26 protein-coding genes are annotated in these 22570 nt (G+C 71.8%); 12 read left to right on the top strand and 14 right to left on the bottom strand.

The window, feature by feature from the left end:
- Positions 1 to 79: 79 nt before the first annotated feature.
- A complete protein-coding gene (locus AC060L_RS09560) occupies positions 80 to 1666 on the bottom strand; it encodes an alkyl sulfatase dimerization domain-containing protein (protein WP_483798168.1) in 1587 nt (528 codons plus the stop codon).
- Positions 1667 to 2150: 484 nt separating this feature from the next.
- Between AC060L_RS09560 and AC060L_RS09565 the strand changes: the two genes are divergently transcribed.
- Positions 2151 to 2582, top strand: coding sequence for a VOC family protein (locus AC060L_RS09565; RefSeq protein WP_483798261.1), 432 nt, complete (start codon positions 2151 to 2153; stop codon positions 2580 to 2582).
- 155 nt (positions 2583 to 2737) lie between these two features.
- Here AC060L_RS09565 and AC060L_RS09570 read toward each other — a convergent pair whose 3' ends face one another.
- The gene (locus tag AC060L_RS09570; protein ID WP_483798169.1) at positions 2738 to 3367 is read right to left on the bottom strand and encodes a LysE family translocator; all 630 of its coding nucleotides are present in this window, start codon (positions 3365 to 3367) and stop codon (positions 2738 to 2740) included.
- Positions 3368 to 3379: 12 nt separating this feature from the next.
- A complete protein-coding gene (locus tag AC060L_RS09575) occupies positions 3380 to 4117 on the bottom strand; it encodes a metallophosphoesterase (protein ID WP_483798170.1) in 738 nt (245 codons plus the stop codon).
- A 155-nt stretch (positions 4118 to 4272) separates the two neighbouring features.
- Here AC060L_RS09575 and AC060L_RS09580 point away from each other — a divergent pair, with 155 nt between their 5' ends.
- The 3 genes from AC060L_RS09580 to AC060L_RS09590 all read left to right on the top strand — a co-directional run bounded on the left by AC060L_RS09580 (position 4273) and on the right by AC060L_RS09590 (position 6195).
- Positions 4273 to 4902 (top strand): CGNR zinc finger domain-containing protein, encoded by a 630-nt coding sequence (locus AC060L_RS09580; protein ID WP_483798171.1) that lies wholly within the window; start codon positions 4273 to 4275, stop codon positions 4900 to 4902.
- A 114-nt stretch (positions 4903 to 5016) separates the two neighbouring features.
- Complete coding sequence (locus AC060L_RS09585; RefSeq protein ID WP_483798172.1) at positions 5017 to 5457, top strand: hypothetical protein; 441 nt, start codon at positions 5017 to 5019, stop codon at positions 5455 to 5457.
- Positions 5458 to 5598: 141 nt separating this feature from the next.
- Positions 5599 to 6195 (top strand): HD domain-containing protein, encoded by a 597-nt coding sequence (locus tag AC060L_RS09590; protein WP_483798173.1) that lies wholly within the window; start codon positions 5599 to 5601, stop codon positions 6193 to 6195.
- A gap of 83 nt (positions 6196 to 6278) precedes the next feature.
- On the opposite strand, the gene AC060L_RS09595 is transcribed toward AC060L_RS09590, so the two are convergent.
- The 3 genes from AC060L_RS09595 to AC060L_RS09605 all read right to left on the bottom strand — a co-directional run bounded on the left by AC060L_RS09595 (position 6279) and on the right by AC060L_RS09605 (position 8483).
- Complete coding sequence (locus AC060L_RS09595) at positions 6279 to 7076, bottom strand: maleylpyruvate isomerase family mycothiol-dependent enzyme (protein ID WP_483798174.1); 798 nt, start codon at positions 7074 to 7076, stop codon at positions 6279 to 6281.
- A 168-nt stretch (positions 7077 to 7244) separates the two neighbouring features.
- On the bottom strand, positions 7245 to 7460 hold the full coding sequence (locus tag AC060L_RS09600) for a DUF397 domain-containing protein (protein ID WP_483798175.1): 216 nt from the start codon (positions 7458 to 7460) through the stop codon (positions 7245 to 7247).
- Positions 7461 to 7484: 24 nt separating this feature from the next.
- Positions 7485 to 8483: a helix-turn-helix domain-containing protein gene (locus AC060L_RS09605; RefSeq protein WP_483798262.1), complete on the bottom strand. Its 999-nt coding sequence runs from the start codon at positions 8481 to 8483 to the stop codon at positions 7485 to 7487.
- Between the two features lie 284 nt (positions 8484 to 8767).
- Between AC060L_RS09605 and AC060L_RS09610 the strand changes: the two genes are divergently transcribed.
- Positions 8768 to 9136, top strand: coding sequence for a hypothetical protein (locus AC060L_RS09610; protein WP_483798176.1), 369 nt, complete (start codon positions 8768 to 8770; stop codon positions 9134 to 9136).
- Between the two features lie 168 nt (positions 9137 to 9304).
- Positions 9305 to 9514: a hypothetical protein gene (locus AC060L_RS09615; protein ID WP_483798177.1), complete on the top strand. Its 210-nt coding sequence runs from the start codon at positions 9305 to 9307 to the stop codon at positions 9512 to 9514.
- Positions 9515 to 9547: 33 nt separating this feature from the next.
- Here AC060L_RS09615 and AC060L_RS09620 read toward each other — a convergent pair whose 3' ends face one another.
- Entirely contained in the window at positions 9548 to 10186 is a 639-nt protein-coding gene (locus AC060L_RS09620; protein ID WP_483798178.1) for a hypothetical protein, read from the bottom strand.
- Positions 10187 to 10407: 221 nt separating this feature from the next.
- On the opposite strand from AC060L_RS09620, the gene AC060L_RS09625 reads away from it, so the two are divergent.
- Positions 10408 to 10692 (top strand): DUF6400 family protein, encoded by a 285-nt coding sequence (locus AC060L_RS09625; RefSeq protein ID WP_483798179.1) that lies wholly within the window; start codon positions 10408 to 10410, stop codon positions 10690 to 10692.
- Positions 10679 to 10918: a hypothetical protein gene (locus tag AC060L_RS09630; protein ID WP_483798180.1), complete on the top strand. Its 240-nt coding sequence runs from the start codon at positions 10679 to 10681 to the stop codon at positions 10916 to 10918. The genes AC060L_RS09625 and AC060L_RS09630 overlap by 14 nt, the downstream gene beginning before the upstream one ends.
- A 46-nt stretch (positions 10919 to 10964) precedes the next feature.
- Here AC060L_RS09630 and AC060L_RS09635 read toward each other — a convergent pair whose 3' ends face one another.
- From AC060L_RS09635 to AC060L_RS09650, 4 genes are all read right to left on the bottom strand, one after another.
- Positions 10965 to 11810, bottom strand: a complete 846-nt coding sequence (locus AC060L_RS09635; RefSeq protein WP_483798181.1) for a hypothetical protein — start codon at positions 11808 to 11810, stop codon at positions 10965 to 10967.
- A 131-nt stretch (positions 11811 to 11941) separates the two neighbouring features.
- Positions 11942 to 12892, bottom strand: coding sequence for a carbohydrate kinase family protein (locus tag AC060L_RS09640; RefSeq protein WP_483798182.1), 951 nt, complete (start codon positions 12890 to 12892; stop codon positions 11942 to 11944).
- Positions 12889 to 13824 carry a pseudouridine-5'-phosphate glycosidase gene (locus AC060L_RS09645; protein ID WP_483798183.1) on the bottom strand — a complete coding sequence of 312 codons (936 nt, stop codon included), beginning with the start codon at positions 13822 to 13824 and terminating at the stop codon, positions 12889 to 12891. Before AC060L_RS09645 ends, AC060L_RS09640 begins: the two co-directional genes overlap by 4 nt.
- 403 nt (positions 13825 to 14227) lie before the next feature.
- Positions 14228 to 15484, bottom strand: a complete 1257-nt coding sequence (locus AC060L_RS09650; RefSeq protein WP_483798184.1) for a S53 family peptidase — start codon at positions 15482 to 15484, stop codon at positions 14228 to 14230.
- A gap of 318 nt (positions 15485 to 15802) precedes the next feature.
- Here AC060L_RS09650 and AC060L_RS09655 point away from each other — a divergent pair, with 318 nt between their 5' ends.
- Positions 15803 to 16189, top strand: coding sequence for an RNA-binding S4 domain-containing protein (locus AC060L_RS09655; RefSeq protein ID WP_483798185.1), 387 nt, complete (start codon positions 15803 to 15805; stop codon positions 16187 to 16189).
- 18 nt (positions 16190 to 16207) lie between these two features.
- Here the strand turns inward: AC060L_RS09655 and AC060L_RS09660 are convergent, their stop codons facing one another.
- Positions 16208 to 16642 (bottom strand): DUF3574 domain-containing protein, encoded by a 435-nt coding sequence (locus AC060L_RS09660; protein WP_483798186.1) that lies wholly within the window; start codon positions 16640 to 16642, stop codon positions 16208 to 16210.
- A gap of 105 nt (positions 16643 to 16747) precedes the next feature.
- Between AC060L_RS09660 and AC060L_RS09665 the strand changes: the two genes are divergently transcribed.
- Complete coding sequence (locus AC060L_RS09665; protein WP_483798187.1) at positions 16748 to 17581, top strand: DUF3592 domain-containing protein; 834 nt, start codon at positions 16748 to 16750, stop codon at positions 17579 to 17581.
- 32 nt (positions 17582 to 17613) lie between these two features.
- On the opposite strand, the gene AC060L_RS09670 is transcribed toward AC060L_RS09665, so the two are convergent.
- Together AC060L_RS09670 and AC060L_RS09675 are read right to left on the bottom strand one after the other, a co-directional pair.
- Complete coding sequence (locus AC060L_RS09670) at positions 17614 to 19173, bottom strand: glycerol-3-phosphate dehydrogenase/oxidase (RefSeq protein WP_483798188.1); 1560 nt, start codon at positions 19171 to 19173, stop codon at positions 17614 to 17616.
- 74 nt (positions 19174 to 19247) lie between these two features.
- Positions 19248 to 19901 (bottom strand): TetR/AcrR family transcriptional regulator, encoded by a 654-nt coding sequence (locus AC060L_RS09675; RefSeq protein WP_483798189.1) that lies wholly within the window; start codon positions 19899 to 19901, stop codon positions 19248 to 19250.
- A gap of 64 nt (positions 19902 to 19965) precedes the next feature.
- Here AC060L_RS09675 and AC060L_RS09680 point away from each other — a divergent pair, with 64 nt between their 5' ends.
- Together AC060L_RS09680 and AC060L_RS09685 are read left to right on the top strand one after the other, a co-directional pair.
- Positions 19966 to 21615, top strand: a complete 1650-nt coding sequence (locus AC060L_RS09680; protein ID WP_483798190.1) for an FAD-binding oxidoreductase — start codon at positions 19966 to 19968, stop codon at positions 21613 to 21615.
- 1 nt (position 21616) lies between these two features.
- Complete coding sequence (locus tag AC060L_RS09685; RefSeq protein ID WP_483798191.1) at positions 21617 to 22492, top strand: diacylglycerol/lipid kinase family protein; 876 nt, start codon at positions 21617 to 21619, stop codon at positions 22490 to 22492.
- The last annotated feature ends 78 nt before the right edge of the window (positions 22493 to 22570 follow it).

Below are 22570 nucleotides of genomic sequence, written 5' to 3' on the forward strand. Positions count from 1 at the left end.
AAGAGAGGGAACAAAGCCTGTTGGGGGGGGGGTGCGACGAGGGGACCCCCCCCCCCCCCCCCCCCCCGCACCGGCGTTCTCAGGCGCCGAGCGGGTTGGCGGCGGCGGCCAGGTCACCGATGGTCTGCGGGAACGAGGTCACGATCGACCCCGGGTCGATCACGTCCTGCGCGGCGGTCAGGCAGGCGTTGCGGATCCTGCCCTGGGCAGCGAGGTAGCCGAGCTGGGTGAGGGCCTGGGCTTGGAGGGTCCGGGCCTGCTGCGCGGTCGCGGCGGGCACGGCCAGCGGGATCGAGGCGGCGGAGATCACCGGGTCGAGGAGCAGCACGGCCTGCGCGTAGTCGGGCACAGCCGCGTCGTAGGCGCTCTGGGCGGCGGCCACTGCCTTGGCCGCGCCTCCCTGGGTGATCAGGGCCGCCTTCGCGGTGACGCTGAGCTGGGCTGCACCCAGGGCGGCACCGGTCAGCGCGGACCACACCTCGCGGACGGTACGGGTCGGGGTGCCCAAATAGCCGGGCGTGGCGAACACGGCCGCCGGCGCACCGGCGTCGGGGACGCTGGTGGCGGCCGTGCGGCGGGCGGCGATCCAGGTGGAGACGGTCGTCGCATCCGTCTCCGTCCTCCAGACCGGCCACCCGTAGGCGGCTGCGCCCGCCACGGCGGTGGTGCCGAAGGCGGTGTTCGCTGCGTCCAGGAAGGCGGCGCGGGTCTGGCTGGGGCTCCCGAGCAGGCCGGGGCCGGCGAGGTAGACGGTCTGGAACGCGGGCAGGTAGACGTTCATCTCGGCCGGGGAGGCGTGACCACCTGCGGGCTGGAGGACCAGCTGCACCCCGTCCACCGTGACGACGTACAGGCCGTCCTGCCAGGGGATGCCGGTGGAGGCGGGCCAGCTCGCCTGCGAGGTCGCGGCCGGGAGCAGACCGCCGACGGTGTCGGTGGGGGCCAGGAACGTCTGCGATCCGATCGAGACGGTACGGCCGAGGTCGGAGTCGACCAGGCCGTCCGGGCCCGCAGCGAGTCGGGTGCCGTAGGCGTAGTCGACCAGCTGTGCGGTGTGCGCGCCGTTGGTGACGTGGCGCAGCGTCGCGTCGGCGAGGAAGCCGTCGGGCGCATAGATCTTCAGGTCCGCGGGCACGGTGTCACCGGCGTCGGCGAACAGCCCGCGGACGCCGCCGAAGTGGTCCACCCCGCTCTGGGTGTAGATCACGGCACGCACCGGTCGGGCGTCCTCGGTCGTGTCGCGGTAGAGCTTGAGCGCCGCGCGGGCCGTCTCGTACGAGCCGAGCGGGTCGATCACCACCAGGCCGGTGGTGCCGGTGACGATGGTCAGGTTGGCGAGGTCGTGTCCCCGCACCTGGTAGAGGGTGCCGCTCGCACCCGAGGTGACCTGGAACAGCCCGCTGGGGTTGTCCAGTTGCCCCTGGCGCCACACCGCCGGGGCCACCGGGCCCGGCGCGTCCCCGCCTTCCACGAACTCCAAGGCCGTGAAGTCCCAGACAGCGTTCTTGCCGTCCCGGGACAGGACGACGGGGACCTCGGACACCGCAAGCAGACCCCGCTGGGCGAACTCGAAGTCGTTGGAGTCAGTGGGGAGGTTCTTGGCGGCGGCCTGGTTCTGCTGCGTCACGTACGCGCTCGGCTCGACGGGCTCAGAGTTCACGGTCATCCTGCTGTCTCCTCAAGGCGTGGTGATGTCCGGGCACAACGGGTGGCGGACATCAGGAATGTCATGTCATGGACGCAACAAGTCATCGAACGGGAAGGACCCGGTCACAAGCTGGAACGGCAACCCCCCGACCCGAAGCGCGTCACGGCAATCCTTCCGCCTTGCGGCGCTCGCACACGCCCGAATCCCCGACATCGCGATCTTTGGCCAAAACGGGACAGCATCGCCGCCCGTACCACGCAGGGGCGATACCCGTGGGGATGGAGGGACAGGCGAGAGCCCTGGATGGGCACTGTCGTTCGATACACGCCTATGTGTTCGAACAGATGCTTGCCTGGCAGCCGAGATCAGGCCGTACCTGAACTATCGCCCCCGACAACGCCCTTGGGTGGACTACCGTCCGCCGCACGCCGCGGCCGCGGCCGTGGCGTTTGTTGATCATATTTGCGTGCAGCGAAACAGCACGCGCCGCTATGGTGGCGCGATGGGATCGCCGATCAAACAGTTCCAGGTCACCTTCGACTGCGCAGAACCTGAGCGCCTCGCTCGTTTCTGGTGCGAGGTGTTGGGGTACGTCGTGCCGCCGCCACCGGCGGGGTTTGCCACGTGGGACGAGTACAAGAGCTCGCAGCCAGCCGAGAAGCAGGATTCATGGTTCGCCTGCATCGATCCCTCGGGCGTGGGCCCGCGCCTGTACTTCCAGCGCGTCCCCGAAGGGAAGGCCGCCAAGAACCGGCTGCATCTCGACGTACGCGTCGGCACCGGACTCGTGGGCGAAGAGCGCCTCGCCGCCCTTGAGGCCGAGTGCGCACGGCTGGTCCCGCTCGGCGCGGTACACGTGCAAACGCTGTATGACGGCAACGATTCGTGCATCCCGATGCTGGACATCGAGGGCAACGAGTTCTGCATCGACTGAGGCGCCGCTAGGCCTCCCAGCGACCCCGCCACCCCGGCCCAGGGGTGGCGGGGTCACTCGTTGTGCAGCACCTGGGCGATGGTGAGCCGGCCCACAAGTTCACCTGGCTTCCTGCCGTCGGCAGAGGTCGGCCGGGCCGACTTCTGGCGCAGCGGTCAGGTGACTGCCGTGCGCACGGCCTGTCCCACGAGGACGGTGGCGGTGATCCTGTTGAGGATCACCTTGAAGCGTGGGGAGGCTGCGACTGCGACTCGGCGGGCACTGCCGAGGATGAGCGTCCAGATCAGCAGCCAGAGGGTGACGAGGGCGGCCTGGGCGGTGGCGAGGATCAGGATCTGTTGCGGCAGGGACCGGTGGGGGTCGATGAACTGCGGCGCCAGCGTGAGGTAGATGGACGCCGCCTTGGGGTTGAGCACGTTGCCCAGCAGCGCCTGCGTGTACGTCGAGCTCCGGGCCCACGGCGGCCGGGCGAGGGCGCTGCGTCGCTTGGTGGGCCGGGGCGTGGCGGAGCGCCAGATCGAGATGCCCAGGACCAGTAGATAGGCCGCCCCGGCGAGCCGGACGGCGGCGAACGCCTGGCTCGACCGCATGACCAGCGCGGACAGGCCCAGCGCCGCCAGCGTGGCATGGACGTACAGACCGGTGGCCGTACCGAGCGCGACCGGCAGCCCCGCGCGCCTGCCGCCGGTCGTGACCCGCTGGACGAGCAGCGTAAGGCTCGCCCCCGGCGTCGCGACCAGCGGCAGGACCGCGCCCAGGAATCCGACTACGGCGTAGGGGTTCACGGCGGTGGCCGGTCAGCCCACGACGCGGAAGTGGGTGACGACCTGCCGGTCCTCGATGACGTGGAAGGCCAGCCCAGGCGGCGCCTCCAGGTCGGCGAGCTGCGTGCCCTGCCAAGGCAGTCCCAGCGTCCAGATCGTGGCAGGGGCCACCAGCAGGGGCCGGCCGGCGAACTCGACGGCGGCACTGGTGTGGGCGTGGCCGGTGAAGACGGCCAGGACCTGCGGGTACGCGGCCAGCAACGCGGCCAGCTGGTCGGGCTCTCCGAGCCGGAGCGAGTCGGGCACCGGGTGGTGCAGGAGCACCGGCGGGTGGTGGAAGGCGAGCAGGGCCGGGGTGGCGGGATCCAGACCGTCGAGGGTCGTGGTGATCCAGGCGAGCGTCTCCGGCGCGAGCAGGCCGTCATGACGGTCGGGGATGGTCGAGTCGACCATGAGGATCGCCGTGCCCGCGACGTGATGGACGCTGTTGATCGGCCCGTCGGCGGCCGGCTGGCCCAGGAAGGCCGTGCGGTAGACCGCCCGTTTGTCGTGGTTGCCGGGGCAGGTCAGCACGGGAAAGGGCGCGGCGAGGATCCGGGCGGCCTGCCGGTACTCGGCCGGATCGCCGTGGTCGGCGATGTCCCCCGTGACGATGAGCGCGTCGGGGCGCTGCGGTAGCGCCCGGAGGTGGTCCATGACGCGGGTGGCCCGTTCGGCGGCGCGGGCCGTGCCGTCGAGGTGGAGATCGCTGATGTGTGCCAGGAGGACCATGGGTCGCCCTTTCGGGATCGAGGGGTCTGGATCGAGGAACCTGTGCGTCTAACGCTAAACTCGTTCCTATGCGTTAGGGACGGTAGAGTATGCGTCGCCCCTTGATCAAGTAGGCAAGCGGCGCGGCAGACCGTGAGCGTGATCGAATGGAGCCCATGGACGGCACGGAGACGGTGGAGCGGTGCCTGGCGCTCGAGCTGGCGGGCACCATCCGCCATGACGGCGATGGCGGCGTGGCGGACGACCTGTCGGATCCGGCGGGCCTGGCGGCCTGGCTGGGCGGCGGCGTCGCCGAGTTGCTCGACGGGGTCGTCGACGTACACGGGCTCACCATCGACGAGGAGGCCCGGTCGGCCGTCGTGTCACTGCGCGAGGCGGTGCGCGCCCTGTTCGCACGCGCGGTCAGCCCGGCGCCGCCGAGCAGTGCGGACGCCCATCGGCTGATCTCCGTCGATGACGCGGTCGAGCGGCTCAACGCAGCCGCCCGGCGAGTCGCGACAAGTCCGCAACTGACCTGGCCGGCAGGCGAACCGCCGCTCCGGCAGACGATTGTCGCCGGTCCCGCTGTGGACCCGCTCGTCGCGCTGACCGCAGCCCTGGCCCGCTCCGCCATCGACTTCCTGGCCGGCCCTCGGCGCGAGCAGCTGCGTGCCTGCACGGCCCCGCGCTGCGTGCGCTACTTCCTCAAGGGGCACGGCCGGCAGGAGTTCTGCAAGCCCTCCTGCAGCAACCGCGCCCGCGCGGCCCGCCACTACCAGCGCCACCGGCCCCCGAGCGACGCCTGACGGACCCCGGCAATACCCGAACGAGTGATGGTCAGGCGAGTCCACCGCCATCGGCAGCCCATGCCCCCTAAAGTCGCCACCGTCTTGTCCCAACTGACGGAATTTGAGGGGATCATGGCTACCGAACACGTGATCGTTCACGGTGAGCGCGGCTGCAAGGGCAAGAGCCAGACCTTGCAGCCCGGCGCCTATGACACCAGCGCGCTGGATGACGACGACTTCATCAGCTCGGTGACCATCCCGAAGGGGTGGACGGTGACGCTGTACGAGGACTCGAAGTTCGCCGGCCGCAGCAAGACCCTCACTGCGACGGGTGACGTCGGCGACGACTTCGACAACATCACGTCCTCCCTGACCGTCTCCAGCCCGGACAAGGAGGCGATCGTCAAGGTCGGCGACAGCCACAAGGACGGCAAGGGCAAGACGATCACCATCGAGCAGAACGACATCGACATCGACCCAAAGTCCCTCCTCAGGATCGCCAGCAGCTTCCCCCCGAAGTACGAGCAGATCATGGTCCTCAGCTTCACCATGGTGATCGACCAGCCCCAGTAGGCGGCCCGAGCCGGTCAGCGCAGCCCCGCCGGTCTGGCCGGCGGGGCTGCGCTGACCGGCACACCCCGCCTTGCCACCTGGCGATCACGCCTGGACCACCCGGCGGAACCAGGCTCGGGCCTTCACGGGATACTCGCCGTCGTGAACCTCGATGATCTGAAGATCCCTGACACGCGTGCGTGCACCGCTGCCCTCGAAGTGGCGTCCGCCTACTGTTCACCCGCGCTCCTGAACCACTCCGTGCGTGCCTACCTGTGGGCGGCGGCCTACGGCACGTCACGTGAGATCGCGTTCGACCCGGAGCTGCTGTACGTGGCCTCGATGCTCCACGACATCGGTCTGGTGAAGGAGTTCGACAACCACACCGTGTCGTTCGACGAAGCGGGCGGGCACGTGGGCTGGGTCTTCGCGGCCGGTGCCGGCTGGCCGGCGGCACGGCGCACACGGGTGTCGGAGGTGATCGTCAGGCACATGTGGGACGAGGTCGATGTCGGCATGGACCCCGAGGGCCACCTGCTGGAGCGCTCGACCAGCCTGGACATCTCCGGCCGGAACGTGGACGACTTCTCGGCCGAGTTCAGGGCCGAGGTGCTGGGCCGCTATCCCCGCCTTGGCCTCGCCGATGAGTTCGTGACGTGCTTCCGCAGCCAGGCGGAGCGCAAGCCCGACAGCTCGGCGGCTGCGGCGGTGCGCGGCGGCATTGCCGCGAGGGTTGCCGCGAATCGGCTTGACGCCTGAGACGGTGTTGGGCAATTGATCAACCCCGGGGTGCCGCCGCGGCGAAGTGACCGCGGCGGCGGGGCGGCCGGTTCCGTTGCGTCCTAGTCCTCCGGCTCCCAGGCGCGGAGCAGGCCCCACAGCTCGACGTCCCCGTCGACGCCCAGGGAGCTGACCGGGATGCGGTCGTAGTTGAAGAGGACCAGGTCGGCGGCCGTGCCGTGGACGGCAGTGGGGGCCGGGTCGAAGTCCTCGCCGGCGGCGCTGCCGGGCACGGGGATGCTGGTGGTGCGTGCGCCGTCGGCGTCGACCGTGAGGCGCCAGGAGCGGCCCTCGGTGGCGTGGAAGTCGAAGGCGGTGGGCTCGTGCGGCCAGGCGCTCGACGTCGCACAGCAGCTGAACAGGAACTCCTCGACGCCGTCGAGCGCGAGCTCGGTCGGCAGCGGCTCCGGGGCGCCGATGCTGAGCTGGGCGTCGTAGGTGTGCACAGCGGTCTCCTGGACCCGGTGCCGGGCCACCCCGCCGGCGCTGAGCGGCGACTGCAACGGACTCCACCACGCCCAGCAACCGCTCTCCGGGCCCGCCTTGCGCAGGGCGCCCAGCAGCAGCTCCGTCGATGCGGCCAGCCAGTCCAGCAGGGCCTCGCGCTCGTTCGGCAGCTCCAGGGCGGCGCGCGCGGCGACGGCCTCGGCCGGCGGACCGTCGGCGGGCCCGGCGCCGACGATGGCGGCCCAGAAACGGTCTCCCCCGCCCAGGTGCTTCAGCAGATCGAACAGCGTCCACCCGGGGCAGGTCGGCACCTGCACGTCGAGGCTGGGCGCGGCGGCAACCGCGGCGCGGAAGGCGGTCGACCGCTCGTCGATCAGTCGCAGCAGGTCGGAGAACTCAAGAGTGTTTTGCACGCCGGATTTCTATCACCGCTCTCCGGTGATGGGACAGCGATTTTCGCAGGTGACCGGGCCGAGGCCGGTGGATTCGCCGCCGGCGGGGACACTGATGGGGCTTCCTGCGCCTCCGGCTCAGGAAGCGCGAGGGAACGCCCCGTCAGGTGTGCGGTCTTCCCGGACTGCTCAGACCTCGCCGAACTCGCCGGTGCGGATGCCCGTGACGAAGGCGGACCAGGCGGGGGCTGGGAAGGAGAGCACCGGGCCATGCGGGTCCTTGCTGTCACGGACGGGCTGCACGAGTTCGAAGCCGTCAGCCACCTCGATGCAGGCCCCGCCGTTGCCCTCCGAATAAGTGGACTTGCGCCAGGAAGCGCCCGGCAGCTCGCGGACTGATGACATGTTGATCATCCCTTCCAGGATCTCTCAGACCTCACCGAACTCGCCCGGCTGAAGTCCCACGAGACTGGTGGACCACCGAGCTGATGGAAGCGAGGCACGTGAGCCACCGCAGCCGTCACAGGCGTGGGTAGGCTGCGAGGCGTCGCGGCGATCGGCCTGGCTGGTGCATCCCCCAGCGTAGGCCGCTTTACGCCATGGGACGGAAGACAGATCGCGTGATGGCAGCAGGTTGATCATCTCTGATCTGATCTGGCGAATCAGTCCCGCCGAGTCAGCTATGTTCAGCGCATGGGCCCGGGCCCGGTCGAAACGTTGTGAGTACCTGAAGTACTCAACCTCATCGGTGACAAAGTGCCCACGTGTCACGCTCTCCGAGTAGAGCACGTTTGCCTCACCAGGCAGCTCCATCAGCAGCATTGAGAATCCCGGGCCGCCATGCTCGCCGACTTCGAAGGGCAGCACCTGGATGGTGACATTGGGAAGCATGCTCGCATCCAGCACCGCCTGAAGCTGCCGGGCCATAAGTGCCGGTCCGCCGACTCGCAGGCGCAAGGTCTGCTCACACAGCAGCAGACTCCACAACGGCGCTCCGGGTTCGCGGAGTCGGCGCTGTCGAGCCAGCCGCGTGGCGACCCGCTCCTCCAGAAGCTCTGGAGGAACAGCAACGTCGTACTCCTTGTAGATGGTTCGCATGTACTCCTCTGTCTGCAGCACCCCAGCCAGGAAGCCGGTTTCCAGGTGTCGGACAGTCGAAGCCTTCGCCTCCAACTCCTGCCAGTGCCGAACCCAGTCCCGATGATGCTCTCCGGTCTCCTGCAGCACGCCCGGCAGCAACCGGGACAAGACTCCGTGCGTCTGAAGGAAGTCATCCGCCGACTTGGCGAACTCCTCAGTTGGCACCCGCCGCGCGTGCTCCAAGGCCGAGATCCACGACTGATCACAGTGTGCGGCCGCAGCCAGCTGCCCCTGGGTCTTCTGGCGGAGCTCGCGCCAGACACGCAGTTCCTTGCCCCAATCTCTGATGGTTGCTCAGCTGGCGCTCATCCTCATCCGGCACCATCGGCGTCTCTCGCTTGCGCGGCGACATCAGCAGCAAACCCCCTTTATGACAAGGCGTCTGTCCTATGACGGGCCAACTGTCCTATGACTGACGATCTGTCATGCCAAAACGGTAGGTACCGGGCCCTTCACGCACTGAGACTAAGTGTGCAGACAGCGGGCAGGATTTTCGCGGCTTCGGCCAGAAATGCCGTGTTCTGCCTCGAAAAGCCAACCATCGGAATCGTCATATAAACAAGGAGCCCCCGATGCCCGCCGAAGACCGCGAAGACGCCATCGACGACATCACCAGACAGCACCGGGCCCAGTCGCGCGTCGTCTTCGAGATGCTCTCCGACGCGCTCGAAGACGCCGGCATCACACCCTGGCCCGACCTCCGCCCAGTCCACCGCGCGGAGCTGCTCGAATCGGGTCCGCAGGTCAACCTCGGCACCTGTACCGGCCGGACGGCGCAGTCCCTCGCCAAGGTGCTCAACGAGTACGCCGCCCTGCGCCGCCTCCTCGCCAGCCCCCGGGCCGATGACGGTCACCCGCTGCTCTCTGCGCTCGGCGCCCAGCGGATCGAGACGGAGGGCGGTGCGGTCTGGTACGTCCCCAAGGGCCAGCCGAGCACGTGATCATCGAACTCGGCTTGCTCAACGGCTTGTTGGGGCGGCTGGGCGGCATCGCGACAACATCCCCATCCTCATCCTCACCGACGCCGCCCCGCCCACCCGCCACTGCCGCCCCACGGCCATGCCCGCTCGGCTGGCCCAACTGCCCGGTATGCGAAAGGAACTGAGCACATGAGCCGCATGACGATCCGGGTCTACCGGATCACCCCCACCGGCCGGCAGATCGAGCTGCTCCCGACCTGCGAAGTCGACCCCCACCCCTTCTGGGAACTGCGCAGCACCCTCGACTGGCCCGTCTGCCACTGCCCGCGCTGCGGACCGCCCCCGTCCCCACCCGCCACCGGCATCGACTGGCGCCGCCACCGCCGGTCCGCCAACTGAGCCACCTGCCCCACCCCCGCCCTACCCCTGCCGTCAGCGCGGACCGGGGCGGTCGAGGCTCCAGTGCCGGAGCACCTGGCAGATCCAGCGGTCCTCGTCCTTCTTCGCCGGAATCAGCGCGAAGCGGCTGATCGTCCGCTGGCCGCCCTCGTAATCGCCGTACAGGAGGTCGATGTTGACGCGCTCACGGTTCTTGATCGGATCGATCAGCGCCGCGTAGTCCGGGTCCTGCGGATCGCGGATGGCCGCGTGCCAGAAGCTGGTGTCGCCCGGGGCCACGTAGAGGTCGCGGGACTGGCGCCGGAACGAGGACGGGTCCGGGTGACCCGGGTCCCCGTACCCGGAGCCGTCCGCGAGGCGCCAGCCGTGGATCACGCCCAGCCCCGGGCCGACGTTGCGGATGGAGGCGGCCAGGTAGACGCTCTCGTCCGCAAGCCGCAGGTAGCCCGCGCTGCCGCCGAGGTGCGCCCAGTGCCCGTCGTGCCAGATCAGCTTCTGCTGCGGCGCTTCGAGCCGGGAGGAGATCAGCAGCGGGCGCAGCGAGGCGAGCAGCGCGCGCTCGGCGGAGACGGCGGCCCGGTCCGCCGAGCGGATCGAGGCGAACGAGGCGCCCGCAAGCACCAGCGTTCCGCCCGCGGTGGCGAGCGCGGAGATGGTCACCCAGTCAGCCATGGGCGACCCGCTTCAGTGAATGCGTCGGATGCGTCCGACGTGACGAGTGCGATGGATGCGATGAACGGATGAGTAGCACGGCGGGCAGCTTAGAGCCGCCTGCGGAGGCAGCGGGAGTACCCGAGTCCTGGGTGAACGAACAACGACAGGGCCGCCGAGCGCGCTGCAGGGTGGCCGGGAACACGTTGACTTGCAGGTAAGCCTTGCCTAACCATGGCGGCATGTCTTCGAACACCGCCGCTTCGAGCGACCCGAAACCCCAGCTCACAGCGTTCGACATCGACCTGACCGCCGGCGAGATGCGCCGCCGGGCCGAGGTCGTCGCCGCGCTCGGACCGGACTGGGACCCGCTGGCGGCGCTCCAGGACGAGGAGGCGGCGTACGCCCTGCTCTACTCCGGCCTCGACGCCGAGCAGCAGCGCGTCCACGACGAGCTCGTGGCCGCCGGTGTGCTGCCCGCACGCCCCGGGACGCCCGGAGGGGAGCCGCGTCGTGCTGCCGATTGATCCGCAGGCCGACATCGGCCGCCGCGCCTGGGTGGCCTGCCCCGGCTGCGACGACGCCCGGGGCTGCACCGCGTGCAGCGAGCAGCGCAGCTGCGGCGAGCACTGGCGCTACCTGATCGCGAACACCGGCAGCCTGCTGCACCTCCAGTGCCCGGGCTGCACGCACGTCTGGGATCACGAGACCGGCTTCGGCGCCACCCGCGGTGCCGGTCCCGCCCTGAGCTAGCACCTGGGGCAGGGGCCAGGGCCGGGCCGACGCTCCAGCCGTAGACCTACACAGCGGTGCAGATCGCCTGGTCGGCGATGTGCACGGTGGACTTGGTGCGGTTGATGACCTGCACGCTCGAAAAGGCAGTGCCGCCCGCCATCTCGGAGACGAACACGCCGGCGTTGTTGGTCACGACTCCCCCGCCGGTAAGAGCCTGCCCTGACGGACAGGTGATGCTGTCAATAGCTCCGGCTCCCGGAGCGACGTCCCTGCCGGCACTGGTGTTGACGGAGTGGGGCGTCGTCGAGCAGATCACCACGGCCCGAGGGGACTGCACGGCCCCGCTGTTGTTGGTGAATCGCAGCGACCAGCCGGTGCTCGTGGCCGCCGAAGAAGCAAGGGTCACTTCGGTCCCGCTCGACTCCATCCCACCTCCGGTGGGAGCCTGGCCCACCGGGCAGGTTGCCGTCGAGGATCCGGCGTTGCCCGGATTCAGCAACCCGGCTGCGGCCTCGACCACGGTGTGCGTTGCCGTACTGCACACCACGAATGCCCACAGACTCTGTGTCGATGCCGAGGTGTTCAGGCCCGACACCACCCAGGTATCGCCCTGCGGAAAGGAGTTGGTGATGGCGAAGGCACTGATGAACCTGGTGATTCCGGTCCCCGGTCCAGTCCCTACTGCTCCCCCACCGGTCGGGACTTCACCCGCCGGGCAGTGAACCGTGGCGATGCCCGTCTCTCCCCCGAGAACGTCCACGGGCGGGCCGTCATGCTCCTCCAGGGCCGCGCTGACACGCGGCGCGCCGGCCATCGGCGCTGATCCACCGTGGTCCTGTGCGGCAGCCGCGGGCATGCCGACGCCGAGGATCAGGGCGATTGTGAGAGTGAGGGTGCGGAGCCTTTTCATGTCGACCTCTTAGCTGCCGGGACGGTTACCTGCCGGGACGGTTCGTCCTCCAACCGTTCCCCTCGCGCCCAGACTGCGATGCGCCCTGTCGCTCGGACGGTGCAAGAAGTCATCTCATGGGACAGTCGGCGTTATTCGGCGGGCGGCAGGAGCACCGGGCGGCCGCCGACGACGGTCACGGCGCGGGCGCCCAGCCGGCACCCCGCCGCCGTCGCCTCGGCGAGGCGCCCGCCGCGCAGGCAGGCGGCGAGGAAACCGCCGCTGAACGCGTCGCCCGCGCCGGTGCTGTCCACCGCCGTCGCCGGCACGCCGTCCACCCGGGCGAGCACCGCGCCGTCCCGGGCGGCGAGCGCGCCGCGCGGGCCAAGCTTGACGACGGCGGTGCCGAAGGCCGCGCTGAGCCGCTCGGCGCAGGTCTGCGGGTCGGTCGCGCCGGTCAGCAGCCGGGCCTCGGCGAGGTTGGGCAGCAGCAGCTCGACGCCGTCGAGGGCGGCCAGGAACGTGCCGACGCCGAGCCGCTCGATGAAGCCGGTGGAAGCCGGGTCCACGCTGACCGGCACCCCCGCCGCGCGGGCGGCCGCGATCGCGCGGGCGGCGAGGCGGCGGCCCGGCTCGGGGAAGAGCAGGTAGCCGGAGAGGTGCAGCCGGGCGACGCCGTCGAGCAGCGCCGGATCCCAGTCGTCCGGACCGAGCCGGACGGCCGCGCCGCTGTCGGTGACGAAGGAGCGCTCGGCCTGCGCGTCGACCAGCGCGATCACCACGGCCGTCGGCTGCTCGGGATCGACGACCAGGTGCGGGCGGACCCCCGCGCCGCGCAGCTCGGTGCGGTGCCAGTCGGCGGAGTCGGCGCCGACCCGGGAGAGCAGCCGCACCTCGGCGCCCGCGTGCGCCGCCCAGGCGGCGGTGTTGGCCGCCGAGCCGCCCGCGCGGTGCGATATCCGGGCGGCGGTGTCGGTGTGCGCGGCGAGCGGTTCGCCGAGCAGGGCGACGATGTCGGTCGCGACGTCGCCGATGACGAGCAGCGCTCCGGCGGGGCTTCCGGCGGGGCTGCCCTGTGCGCCTGGGGCCGGGGCGGGCGTCATGCGTGCGGCTGCGCCCACTGGGCGGCGATCTCGGTGGCGAGCCGGACGTTGCCGCGCACCGCCGCGAGGTTGGCTTCGAGCGAGGCACCCTCGGTGTGCTCGTTGAGGTAGGCAAGCAGGAACGGCGTGGCCGCCTGCCCGGTGGCGCCCGCGCGTTCGGCCGCGAGCAGGGCCTCGGCGAGCACCTGGTCGTGCAGCTGCGGGTCGAGCTGCTCGGCCTGCGGCACCGGGTTGGCCACGATCAGCGCGGAGTCCACGCCGCCCAGCGCGTCCTGGGCGCGCATCACGGCTGCCACTGCGGCCGGCTCCTCGACCGTCCAGTCCACCGGGCGCCCGGAGCTGCGGAGGTAGAAGCCGGGGAACTCGGCCGTGCGGTAGCCGAGGACGCCGATGCCGAGCGTCTCCAGGCGTTCCAGCGTCGCCGGCACGTCCAGGATCGACTTCACTCCCGCGCAGACCACGGTGATCCTGGTCCGGGAGAGCAGCGTGAGGTCGGCGGACTCGTCCTGGCTGACCGCGAAGTCGCGGTGCACGCCACCGAGACCGCCGGTCGCGAAGATCCGGATCCCGGCGCGGGCGGCGAGGAAGGCGGTGCCCGAGACGGTGGTGGCGCCGCTGGCGCCGGCGGCGAGGGCCGGGCCGAGGTCGCGGGCACCGAGCTTGCGCAGCGAGGCGTCCTGCGCGATCCGCTCCAGGCCGTCCTTGTCGAGCCCGATGTGCGGGACGCCGTCCAGCACGGCGACGGTGGCCGGGACGGCGCCGCCGGCGCGGACGAGATCCTCCAACTCGCGGGCCACGGCGAGGTTGCGGGGGCGGGGCAGGCCGTGCGCGATGATCGTCGATTCGAGCGCGACGACCGGGCGGCCTTGTTCCAGGGCGTCCCGGACCTGGTCGGAGAAACGAAGAGCGGTGGTGGGCAGCGCGTTGGTCATTCCTTATGCCTGGCGTGCCGCTTGCCAGTTGAAACATCGGCGCGGGGGCATACGGCGGCCCCCGGCGGATCCGTCTCGTTCCGTGAGTCTCGGTCGTCGCCTGAGCGCTCCGGTACCGATCGGACCCCGGCCGGGGGTCTGGCCAGAGCCTGGATGGGGGTCACTCGGACGGCCGGCGAACGTCTCCGTCGGCGGTGCGGCTCTCTCCGGTGTTCCGGTGTACTGACCAGTTTGCCCCTATTTTTCCGCAGGTCAACCCCTACTTTTCCGCAGCCCTGAGCCCGCCGACCCGATGGGGTCGGCGGGCTCAGGTGCGGCGCCGGGGAGCGCTGGATGTCGGGGCCGAAAGGGGCCCCGGGCCTGCCGGGTGTGGGGACCCGGCAGGCCGGTCTGCCGGGCGGCGTCAGCCGGTGAAGGCCGCCAGGCCGTTCGGCGTGCCGAGGCCGGTCGGGCCGTCGTAGCCCGGGCCCGCCGTGCAGAGGTAGGACGGGCTGCAGGTGGCGGTGGCGCCGCTGGTCACGTCGTTCAGCGCGGAGGGGTGCGCGTAGGCGTCGGCGGCCGGGATGGCGGCGCTGGGGGCGCCGGCGTCCGCGTAGACGCCCGCGATCAGCGGCGAGGCGACGCTGGTGCCGCCGTACACGTTCCAGCCCGAGCCGCCGTAGGTCTGGTAGACCGCGACACCGGTGGCCGGGTCGGCGACCGCCGAGACGTCCGCGACCGTGCGCTTCGAGCAGCCGCTGTCCTTCTGCCAGCTCGGCTTGGCGTCGTAGGTGGAGCAGCCGGAACCGGCGCCCTCGGTGCTGGAGGTGTTCCAGACCGACTCGCTCCAGCCGCGGCTGTTGGACGCCTTGCTGAGCGAGGTGCCGCCGACCGCCGTCACGTACTGCGAGGCCGCCGGGTACTCGACGCCGTAGCCACTGTCACCGGAGGAGGCGGTGATCGCCACGCCGGGGTGGTAGTAGTACTTGGTGTCGTAGGTCGGGTCCGAGGAGGACTCGCTGCCGCCGTAGCTGTTGGAGACGAACTTCGCGCCCAGCTTGACCGCCTCGTTCACCGAGAGGCCGAGGTTGGCGGTGCTCGCGGTCTTCGCCTCGACCAGGATGATGTGCGCGTTGGGGGCGATCGCCGAGACCATGTCGAGGTCGAGCGAAATCTCGCCCGCCCAGCCGGAGTTGTTCGCCGGGTAGGTGCTGGTGCCGGTCTGGCTGACCTTCTTGAAGCAGCCGTTCGCGGTGGTGCAGGCCGGCAGGCCGTACTGCGCGCGGTAGACGGCCAGGTCCGACTCGGCGTTCGGGTCGTTGTACGCGTCCACGATGGCCACGGTCTGGCCGGCGCCGCCGTTCGCGGGCAGGTTGTACGCGCTGCGCAGGTCGCTCGGGCCGTAACCGGCCGGCGTCGCGTTGGCGCTGACGCCGAGCGGGCTGATGTGCTGCGTGACGCTGGTGACCTTGAGCGCGTTACAGGACATCGTGTCGCCCGCCGCGAGGGTCGCGCAGGAGTGCACCCAGGACGTACCGCCCTTGCTGAAGACGCCGGCCGCAGAGGCCGTACCCGCGCTGGCCGTACCGGCGGTGGCGAGGGTGGCGCTGGCAAGAAGGGCGGCACCGGTGAGCGAGAGGGCTATCCGGCGGGCCCGGGCGGTGGTGGGGGTGCGGAACATGAACTGCCTCCTGTGGTGGGGGACCGGGGGCGAGCATGCGCGCAGGGCGCGAGCTGCCCGAATCTTCGTTCGGTCGGGCAACTGGCGATGAACATAGATCAGTCATGCGCAGGCCAACAAGAGTTGGCGCAGGATTTAACAGAGCTGACATGAACTCAGCCATCTGAGTAATCGTCAGGTGGGTCGGGCTCGGGCGGCGGGGATCCCAGCGGCGGTCCCAGCGGCCACGGCAGCGGCGTGGCGGCGGCAGCGGCGGCGGTTGCGCCCAGGCGGAAAATCGGGGCGGGCCCGGGGCGGGCGGCGGGTTAGAGTCGGGGCATGGCCGTAGACGAAGGGACCGTGCGGGTCGATGCGTGGATCTGGTCGGTCCGCCTGACCAAGACCCGCGCACTGGCCGCCACCGCCTGCCGGGCGGGCCACGTGCGGGTCAACGGGGAGCGGGTCAAGCCCGCGCAGGCACTGCGACCGGGCGACGAGGTGCGCCTGCGCCAGGAGAACTGGGACCGGGTGGTCGTGGTCTCCCGGGTGATCAGCAAGCGGGTCGGCGCCTCGGTCGCCACCGAGTGCTACGTCGACAACAGCCCACCGCCGCCCGCCCGCGATCCGCTCAACGCGCCGGTCGCCATCCGCGAACCCGGCGCGGGCCGGCCGACGAAGCGCGACCGCCGGACGCTGGACCAGCTCTTCGGGCACCCGAAGTCATAGGGCTGCGGGGACCATCGGTCAGAACGAGGCGCGCACCGAGTCGTCCACCCGGCCCACCGCGTCCTGCTGGAAGGCGCTGTCGTAACGGGCGCGGATCTGCTCGATCCGCGCCCCGGCCTGCTTCGCCTGGTTCGCCGGAACGAGCAGGATCACCTCGTAGGAGTGCTCGTGTTCGAGCACTCCGTGGCTGTCGCGCCACTGGCCGTCGGCCTGCTCGACGGTCAGGCCGTCGGGGAACCGCGGCGTGATCTCGTCGTTCAGGAAGCCCTGGAACTCCTGCTCCGTCACGGCCGGGCCGCCGTTCGGCCGGGCGGTGCCGAAGAAGAGCTCGGTCCGGACGTACGGGCTGCGCGGGGTGCTCGCATCGCCGGCCACGGCGGCCGGGGCCAGGTTCGCGCCGGTGGTCAGCAGTGCGGCGCCGGCCACCACGAGGGCCCAGGTCCTGATCGTCATGGCCGCACCGTACTGGCCGGGCGTGGGGCGCGGTGCCGGATCATCACTCGTTCGTGGGGGGACCACCTGATCGGAGCAGCGAGGCGGTGCGGCATGCTGCCGATCATGATTGTTTTCGGGGGTCCGCTGCTCAGCGCCTGGTCCGCCCTGCTGCTGGTGGTGATCGTGCTCGGTGTGCACCAAATGGTGCGGACCAGGCCGGGCGGTCGGCGATACGTGTCCATGCAGGCGACGGTCACCACCATGCGCCAGGTCACGGATGATGCGGGGGACGTGACCGAGCTGGAGGCCGGCCTGTTCCTCCCGACGGCAACCGGCAGGGCGATCCAACGCCAAGTCCCCGTCACCGGGGCCCTCGGCGGGGTCTGGCCGGGTCGGCCCGTCCAGCTGTGGCACCGCACGGGTAAGGAGTCCGATGCGCGGCTGCGGATCCTGGGGCCGCGGATGCCGCTGCTCGGCATCGTGATGCCGGCGGTGACGCTGCTGGTGGGCACGGCGGTCGCGCTGCGGGCCGGGCAGCCTCGCGTCCACCCCGACCAGCTGATCATCGGGCTGCTGATCGGCTGGCCCTCCGCGCTGTTCTTCGCCGCGAAGGTGCACGCGCTGCGGAGCACCCGGCGGATACTCGCCGGGGTACCGGTGACCGGGCGGGTGATCGGGGTCGACCTGGTCGCTCTGACGCTCACGAACAATCGCGACGGCTACGCGCCGATCATCGAGTTCACCACCGCCGACGGCCTGACGGTGCGCGGATTGAGTGTGGTGGCCAGCACGCACCGCATGGGCTGGACCGGCCGCGAGGTCCGGGTGCGCCACCTTCCCGGACACCCCGAGCGCTTCCGGCTGGCCGAAGACCTGCGCTACGCCTGGGGGATGCTGGGCCTGAGCGCGGGCTTCCTCGCGTTCGGCGCCGCTGTCGCGCTGGACGCGTGGCGGTAGGAGCCGTGCCAGGCCGTCAGGCCGTCAGCCCCTCAGGCCGTGGCCAGGGCTTCCTCCGCCGCTGCCAACGCGCGTTCGCGATCGGCCGCGGCGAGGCCGATGCGGGTGCGGCGGTCGAGCAGGTCGGCGGCGTCCAGGGCGCCCTCGTGGCGGACGGCGTAGCGGAGTTCGGCGCGGGTGGTGGCCGTGCCGGGGGCGATCGGGGTGAGCAGCGCCGGGTCGCCGTCCGCCTCGGCGAGGACGGCCGCGGCCTCGGTGCCGTAGCGCTGGAGCAGGCGCAGCGGGGCCGCGACCCGCGCGAGGGTGCCCCGGTCGGCGGCGCCGACCAGCGGCAGCGCGCGGGTGCGGCACGGGCGGGCGGCGGGCAGCGGGGTGCGGGCCAGTGCGGCGTCCAGCGCGTCCTGGGCCATCCGGCGGTAGGTGGTGAGCTTGCCGCCGACCACCGTGACCAGCCCGTCGGCGCCCGTCAGCACCGCGTGCTTGCGGGAGACGTCGGCGGTGCGGCCGGTGCCGTCGTCGAGCAGCGGGCGCAGCCCGGCGAACGTGCCGAGCAGGTCGGCGCGGGTGAGCGGGGTGCGCAGCGCGGTGTTGATGGTCCGCAGTAGGAAGTCGATCTCGCCGTCCGATGCCTGCGGCACGTCCGGCACCGGTCCGGGCGCGGCCTCGTCGGTGAGGCCGACGTAGACCCGGTTGTCCGGGGCGGGCAGCGCGAAGACGAAACGGTTCGTCTCGCCGGGGATCGGCACGGTCAGACCCGCGCTCAGGCCGCCGAACGACTCCTGGGAGAAGACCAGGTGGGTGCCGCGGCTGGGGCGCAGCGAGAGCCCTGGGGCGATCTCGCCGGCCCAGACGCCGGCCGCGTTGATGACGATCCGGGCCCGCACCGGGAAGCTCCTGCCGGTCAGCTCGTCGCGCAGCACCGCGCCGCTGCCGGTCGCCCGGGCGGCGGAGCAGCGGGTCAGGATCCGTGCGCCGTGGGCGGCGGCGGTGCGCGCGAGGGCGAGCACCAGGCGTGCATCGTCGGCCAGTTGGCCGTCCCAGAAGACCAGGCCGCCGCGCAGGCCGGCGTCCTGGACGGTGGGCGCGAAGCGCAGCACCTCGGCGCGGGAGAGGCGGCGGGAGCGGGGCAGGGTGGCGGAGGAGGTGCCGGCGGCGATCCGCAGCAGGTCGCCGGCCAGGAAGCCGGTGCGGACCAGCGCGGTCGCCGCGGCGCCGGTGCCGGGCAGCAGCGGGACGACCTGCGGCAGCGCCCGGACCAGGTGCGGGGCGGTGCGCTCCAGCAGGATGCCGCGCTCGACCGCGCTCTCGTGCGCGATGCCGACACTGCCGGAGGCGAGGTAGCGCAGACCGCCGTGCACCAGCTTCGAGCTCCAGCGGCTGGTGCCGAAGCCGAGGTCGTGCTTCTCGGCGAGCACGACGGAGAGGCCTCGGGAGGCGGCGTCCAGCGCGACTCCGGCGCCGGTGACGCCGCCGCCGATGACCAGGACGTCAACCGGGCCGACTTCCTGCTCCAGGGCGGCGAGCTCCCGGGCCCGGCGGGCGGCGTTGAGGGAGGAGTCGCGGCGGACGGAGTCACCTGGGGAGGGGCGCACGCTTCAATCCTGTCTTCCGGGGCGAGGGGGCGGGGCGAGGAGCGGGCTGGGGGGTGGCTAGTGACTGGGGGTGGCTAGTGGCCGGGGGCGGGCGGGGCGAGGTAGCGGTCCAGCAGCAGGCGCAGTTCGGCGTCGAGCCGGTCCACCTCGGGCCCGGTGCCCTCCGGCGCGTCCACGAACACCGGGCCGGTGAGCGTGAACGACCACGCGGTGAGCAGCACCGCGCGGGCCAGCAGCGCGGGATCACCCGGGCGGACCGAGCCGTCGGCGATGCCCGCCCGGATCGCGCTCTCCAGCAGGTCGAGCTGGTGGTTGGTGTTCGCGCCGCGCCGGGTCAGCAGGTACGGCGTGAGGAAGTCCGGGTCCAGCTCGATGATCTTGCGCAGCAGCGGGTGGACCCGGATCCCGCGCGCGAGCCGGACCACGCCGTCGACCAGGAACTCGCGGGTCGCCGAGGTCCCGTCCGGGAACGAGCTCTCCACCAGCTCCATCCAGACCCGGGTGGTCAGCGCGCCGATCACCTCGCGCACGCTGCCCCAGCGCCGGTACAGCGTCGCGCGCGAGACGCCGGCCTGGCGGGCCAGGTCCGCCATCGTCATCCGCTGCATGCCGATGGTCATCAGCAGCCGGAACGCCGCGTCGAGGATCAGCTCCTCGGGGATGGCGTTGGCGGCCCTGGGCCCGCCACCGTCAGTATTGTTCTCAGTGTTGATTCGCTGCGACACCACATGTAGAAGTGTATCAGCGGGCTCACCGAGCCGGCCGCTCCCGAAACCACGAGGACCCTCAACGATGACCGAGTCAGACCTGCCCGTCGTGGACTTCCACCCCTACCGCTGGGGCGACCCCGCCCACCGGACCGAACTGCCGGCCGCCGCCCGCGAGACGCTGGCCGCGTTCGGGGTGACGGAGCCCGCCACCGGACCGGTCGAGCCGGCCGCGATCGCGCTGCCGGCCCCCGCGCTGGACGGCACGGCACTCGCCGCGCTCACGGCGGTCGTCGGCGCCGAGCACGTCAGCTCCGCGCACGAGGCCCGGATCGCCCACACCCGTGGCTGGTCCACCCCCGACCTGCTGCGGCTGCGCGCCGGCGACGCCTCCGACGCGCCCGACGCCGTGGTGTACCCCGGCTCGCACCAGGACGTGGTGGCGCTGCTCGAGCGCTGCGCCGAGCTGAACATCGCGGTGGTCCCGTACTCCGGCGGCACCTCGGTGGTCGGCGGCCTGGCCCCCGCCCGCGAGGGCTTCGCCGGCGTGGTCGCCCTGGACCTCAAGCGGCTCGACGCACTGCTCGCGGTCGACGAGGTCTCGCGCACCGCGACGCTGCAGGCGGGCCTGCGCGGCGTCGAGGCCGAACGGCTGCTGCGCGAGCATGGGCTGACGCTCGGCCACTTCCCGCAGTCCTTCGAGGGCGCGAGCATCGGCGGCTACGCGGCGGCCCGTTCGGCCGGGCAGTCGTCCGCCGGGTACGGCCGCTTCGACGACATGGTGGTCGGCCTGGTGCTGGCGACCCCGCGCGGGACGGTCGAGTTGGGCAGCGCGCCCAAGTCGGCGGCCGGCCCCGACCTGCGCCAGCTCGTGCTCGGCTCCGAGGGCACGCTGGGCGTGATCACCTCGGTCACCGTCCGGGTGCGCCCCGCGCCCGCCGAACGGGTCTTCGAGGCCTGGAAGTTCGAGTCCTTCGAGGCGGGCGCCGACGCGCTGCGCCGGCTCGTGCAGGACGGCCCGGTGCCGACCGTGCTGCGGCTCTCCGACGAGACCGAGACCAGCATCAACCTGACCGACCCGGGCAAGATGTTCGGCGGCGGCCCGGGCGGCTGCCTGGCCGTCACCGGCTACGAGGGCACGGCCGCCGACGTGGCCGCCCGACGGGCCGGCGCCACCGCCGTACTCACCGCCGCGGGCGGCGAGTTGCTCGGCAGTGAGGGCGGCGAGGCCTGGCGCAGGGGCCGCTACCGCGCGCCGTACCTGCGCGATCCGCTGCTGGACGCCGGCCTGCTGATCGAGACGCTGGAGACGGTCACCTTCTGGTCGAACCTGCACGCGCTGCGGGCGGCCGTCACCGAGGCGCTGACCGCCGCGCTGACCGAGCAGGGCACCCCGCCGCTGGTGCTCTGCCACATCTCGCACCTCTACGAGACCGGCGCATCGCTCTACTTCACCGTCGCCTGCGCGCAGACCGCCGACCCCCTCGCGCAGTGGCAGGCCGCCAAGTCGGCTGCCAACAAGGCGATCCGCAGCAGCGGCGCGGCGATCACCCACCACCACGGGGTGGGCACCGACCACCGCGAGACGTACGCCGAGGAGATCGGGCCGCTGGCCGTCGAGGCACTGCAGGCGGCGAAGCGGGCGCTGGACCCGGCCGGGATCCTCAACCCGGGCGTGCTGATCGCCACTTCGCACATCGCCACCGCACACCACGACGCGTCAACCGGCCGCTGACATGCGCGCCTTCACCGCGATCGTCAATCCGATCTCGGGCGGCGGCGACGCCGCCGCCCGCTGGGAGGCGGTCGCCGCGCACCTGCGCGCGGCGGGCGCCACCGTGCGGGCCGAGCCGACCCGCAGCCGCGAGCACGCCATCGAGAGCGCGACCCGCGCCGCCGAGCGCGGCGAGGTGGTGGTCGCCGTCGGCGGCGACGGCATGGTGCGGGACGCGGCGGGCGGCGCCGTCCGCGGCGGCGGGCTGCTCGGCATCGTGCCGGCCGGGCGGGGCAACGACCTGGCCCACCTGCTCGGCCTGCCGGACGACCCGGCCGCGCTGGCCCGTCTGCTGCTGGACGGCCCGGAGCGGGCGGTGGACGTGCTGGAGGTCAACGGCGTGATCGCGCCGGGCAACGTCTACATCGGCATCGACGCCCTCGCCACCCGGATCATCAACGCGGGCCGACGGCTGCCCGCGCTGCTCGTCTACCGGCTCGCACCGGTACGGGCGATCATGGCCTGGCGGGCGGCCGGCTACACGGTCACCATGGACGGCGCCGAACCGCGCCGACTGCGCGCGCACACCGTGGTGGTGGCCAACTCCGGCGCGTACGGGCACGGCCTGCGGATCGTGCCGCCGGCGGTGCTGGACGACGGCCTGCTCGACGTGATGGTGGTCGGCGACGGGCCGCGGCGGGCGATCGTGAGCTTCATGAACGAGGCGAAGCGCGGCACGCACATCCGCCGCCCGGAGGTCAGTCTGGCCACCGGCACCCGGGTGGTGGTGGACGCCGACCGGGCGGTGCCGGTCTGCGCCGACGGCGACGAGATAGCGCAACTTCCGGCGGACATCGCGCTGTTGGCGGGGGCGCTGCGGATCATCGCGCCGGGGTGAGGCTGGGGCAGGGTGAGGCTGGGCGGGGCGGGTGCGCCGGGTGTCCCTTCGTAGGCGCACCCGCCCCGACGCTGCCGT

The sequence above is a fragment of the Kitasatospora sp. NEAU-69 genome (assembly GCF_057158765.1).

Bases quoted from the DNA above. Each gene is read 5' to 3' on its own strand.
- AC060L_RS09560 (WP_483798168.1), bottom strand. From the start codon at position 1,666: ATGACCGTGAACTCTGAGCCCGTCGAGCCGAGCGCGTACGTGACGCAG.
- AC060L_RS09565 (WP_483798261.1), top strand. From the start codon at position 2,151: ATGGGATCGCCGATCAAACAGTTCCAGGTCACCTTCGACTGCGCAGAA.
- AC060L_RS09575 (WP_483798170.1), bottom strand. From the start codon at position 4,117: ATGGTCCTCCTGGCACACATCAGCGATCTCCACCTCGACGGCACGGCC.
- AC060L_RS09580 (WP_483798171.1), top strand. From the start codon at position 4,273: ATGGACGGCACGGAGACGGTGGAGCGGTGCCTGGCGCTCGAGCTGGCG.
- AC060L_RS09585 (WP_483798172.1), top strand. From the start codon at position 5,017: ATGGCTACCGAACACGTGATCGTTCACGGTGAGCGCGGCTGCAAGGGC.
- AC060L_RS09600 (WP_483798175.1), bottom strand. From the start codon at position 7,460: ATGTCATCAGTCCGCGAGCTGCCGGGCGCTTCCTGGCGCAAGTCCACT.
- AC060L_RS09610 (WP_483798176.1), top strand. From the start codon at position 8,768: ATGCCCGCCGAAGACCGCGAAGACGCCATCGACGACATCACCAGACAG.
- AC060L_RS09615 (WP_483798177.1), top strand. From the start codon at position 9,305: ATGAGCCGCATGACGATCCGGGTCTACCGGATCACCCCCACCGGCCGG.
- AC060L_RS09620 (WP_483798178.1), bottom strand. From the start codon at position 10,186: ATGGCTGACTGGGTGACCATCTCCGCGCTCGCCACCGCGGGCGGAACG.
- AC060L_RS09625 (WP_483798179.1), top strand. From the start codon at position 10,408: ATGTCTTCGAACACCGCCGCTTCGAGCGACCCGAAACCCCAGCTCACA.
- AC060L_RS09635 (WP_483798181.1), bottom strand. From the start codon at position 11,810: ATGAAAAGGCTCCGCACCCTCACTCTCACAATCGCCCTGATCCTCGGC.
- AC060L_RS09640 (WP_483798182.1), bottom strand. From the start codon at position 12,892: ATGACGCCCGCCCCGGCCCCAGGCGCACAGGGCAGCCCCGCCGGAAGC.
- AC060L_RS09645 (WP_483798183.1), bottom strand. From the start codon at position 13,824: ATGACCAACGCGCTGCCCACCACCGCTCTTCGTTTCTCCGACCAGGTC.
- AC060L_RS09650 (WP_483798184.1), bottom strand. From the start codon at position 15,484: ATGTTCCGCACCCCCACCACCGCCCGGGCCCGCCGGATAGCCCTCTCG.
- AC060L_RS09655 (WP_483798185.1), top strand. From the start codon at position 15,803: ATGGCCGTAGACGAAGGGACCGTGCGGGTCGATGCGTGGATCTGGTCG.
- AC060L_RS09660 (WP_483798186.1), bottom strand. From the start codon at position 16,642: ATGACGATCAGGACCTGGGCCCTCGTGGTGGCCGGCGCCGCACTGCTG.
- AC060L_RS09665 (WP_483798187.1), top strand. From the start codon at position 16,748: ATGATTGTTTTCGGGGGTCCGCTGCTCAGCGCCTGGTCCGCCCTGCTG.
- AC060L_RS09680 (WP_483798190.1), top strand. From the start codon at position 19,966: ATGACCGAGTCAGACCTGCCCGTCGTGGACTTCCACCCCTACCGCTGG.
- AC060L_RS09685 (WP_483798191.1), top strand. From the start codon at position 21,617: ATGCGCGCCTTCACCGCGATCGTCAATCCGATCTCGGGCGGCGGCGAC.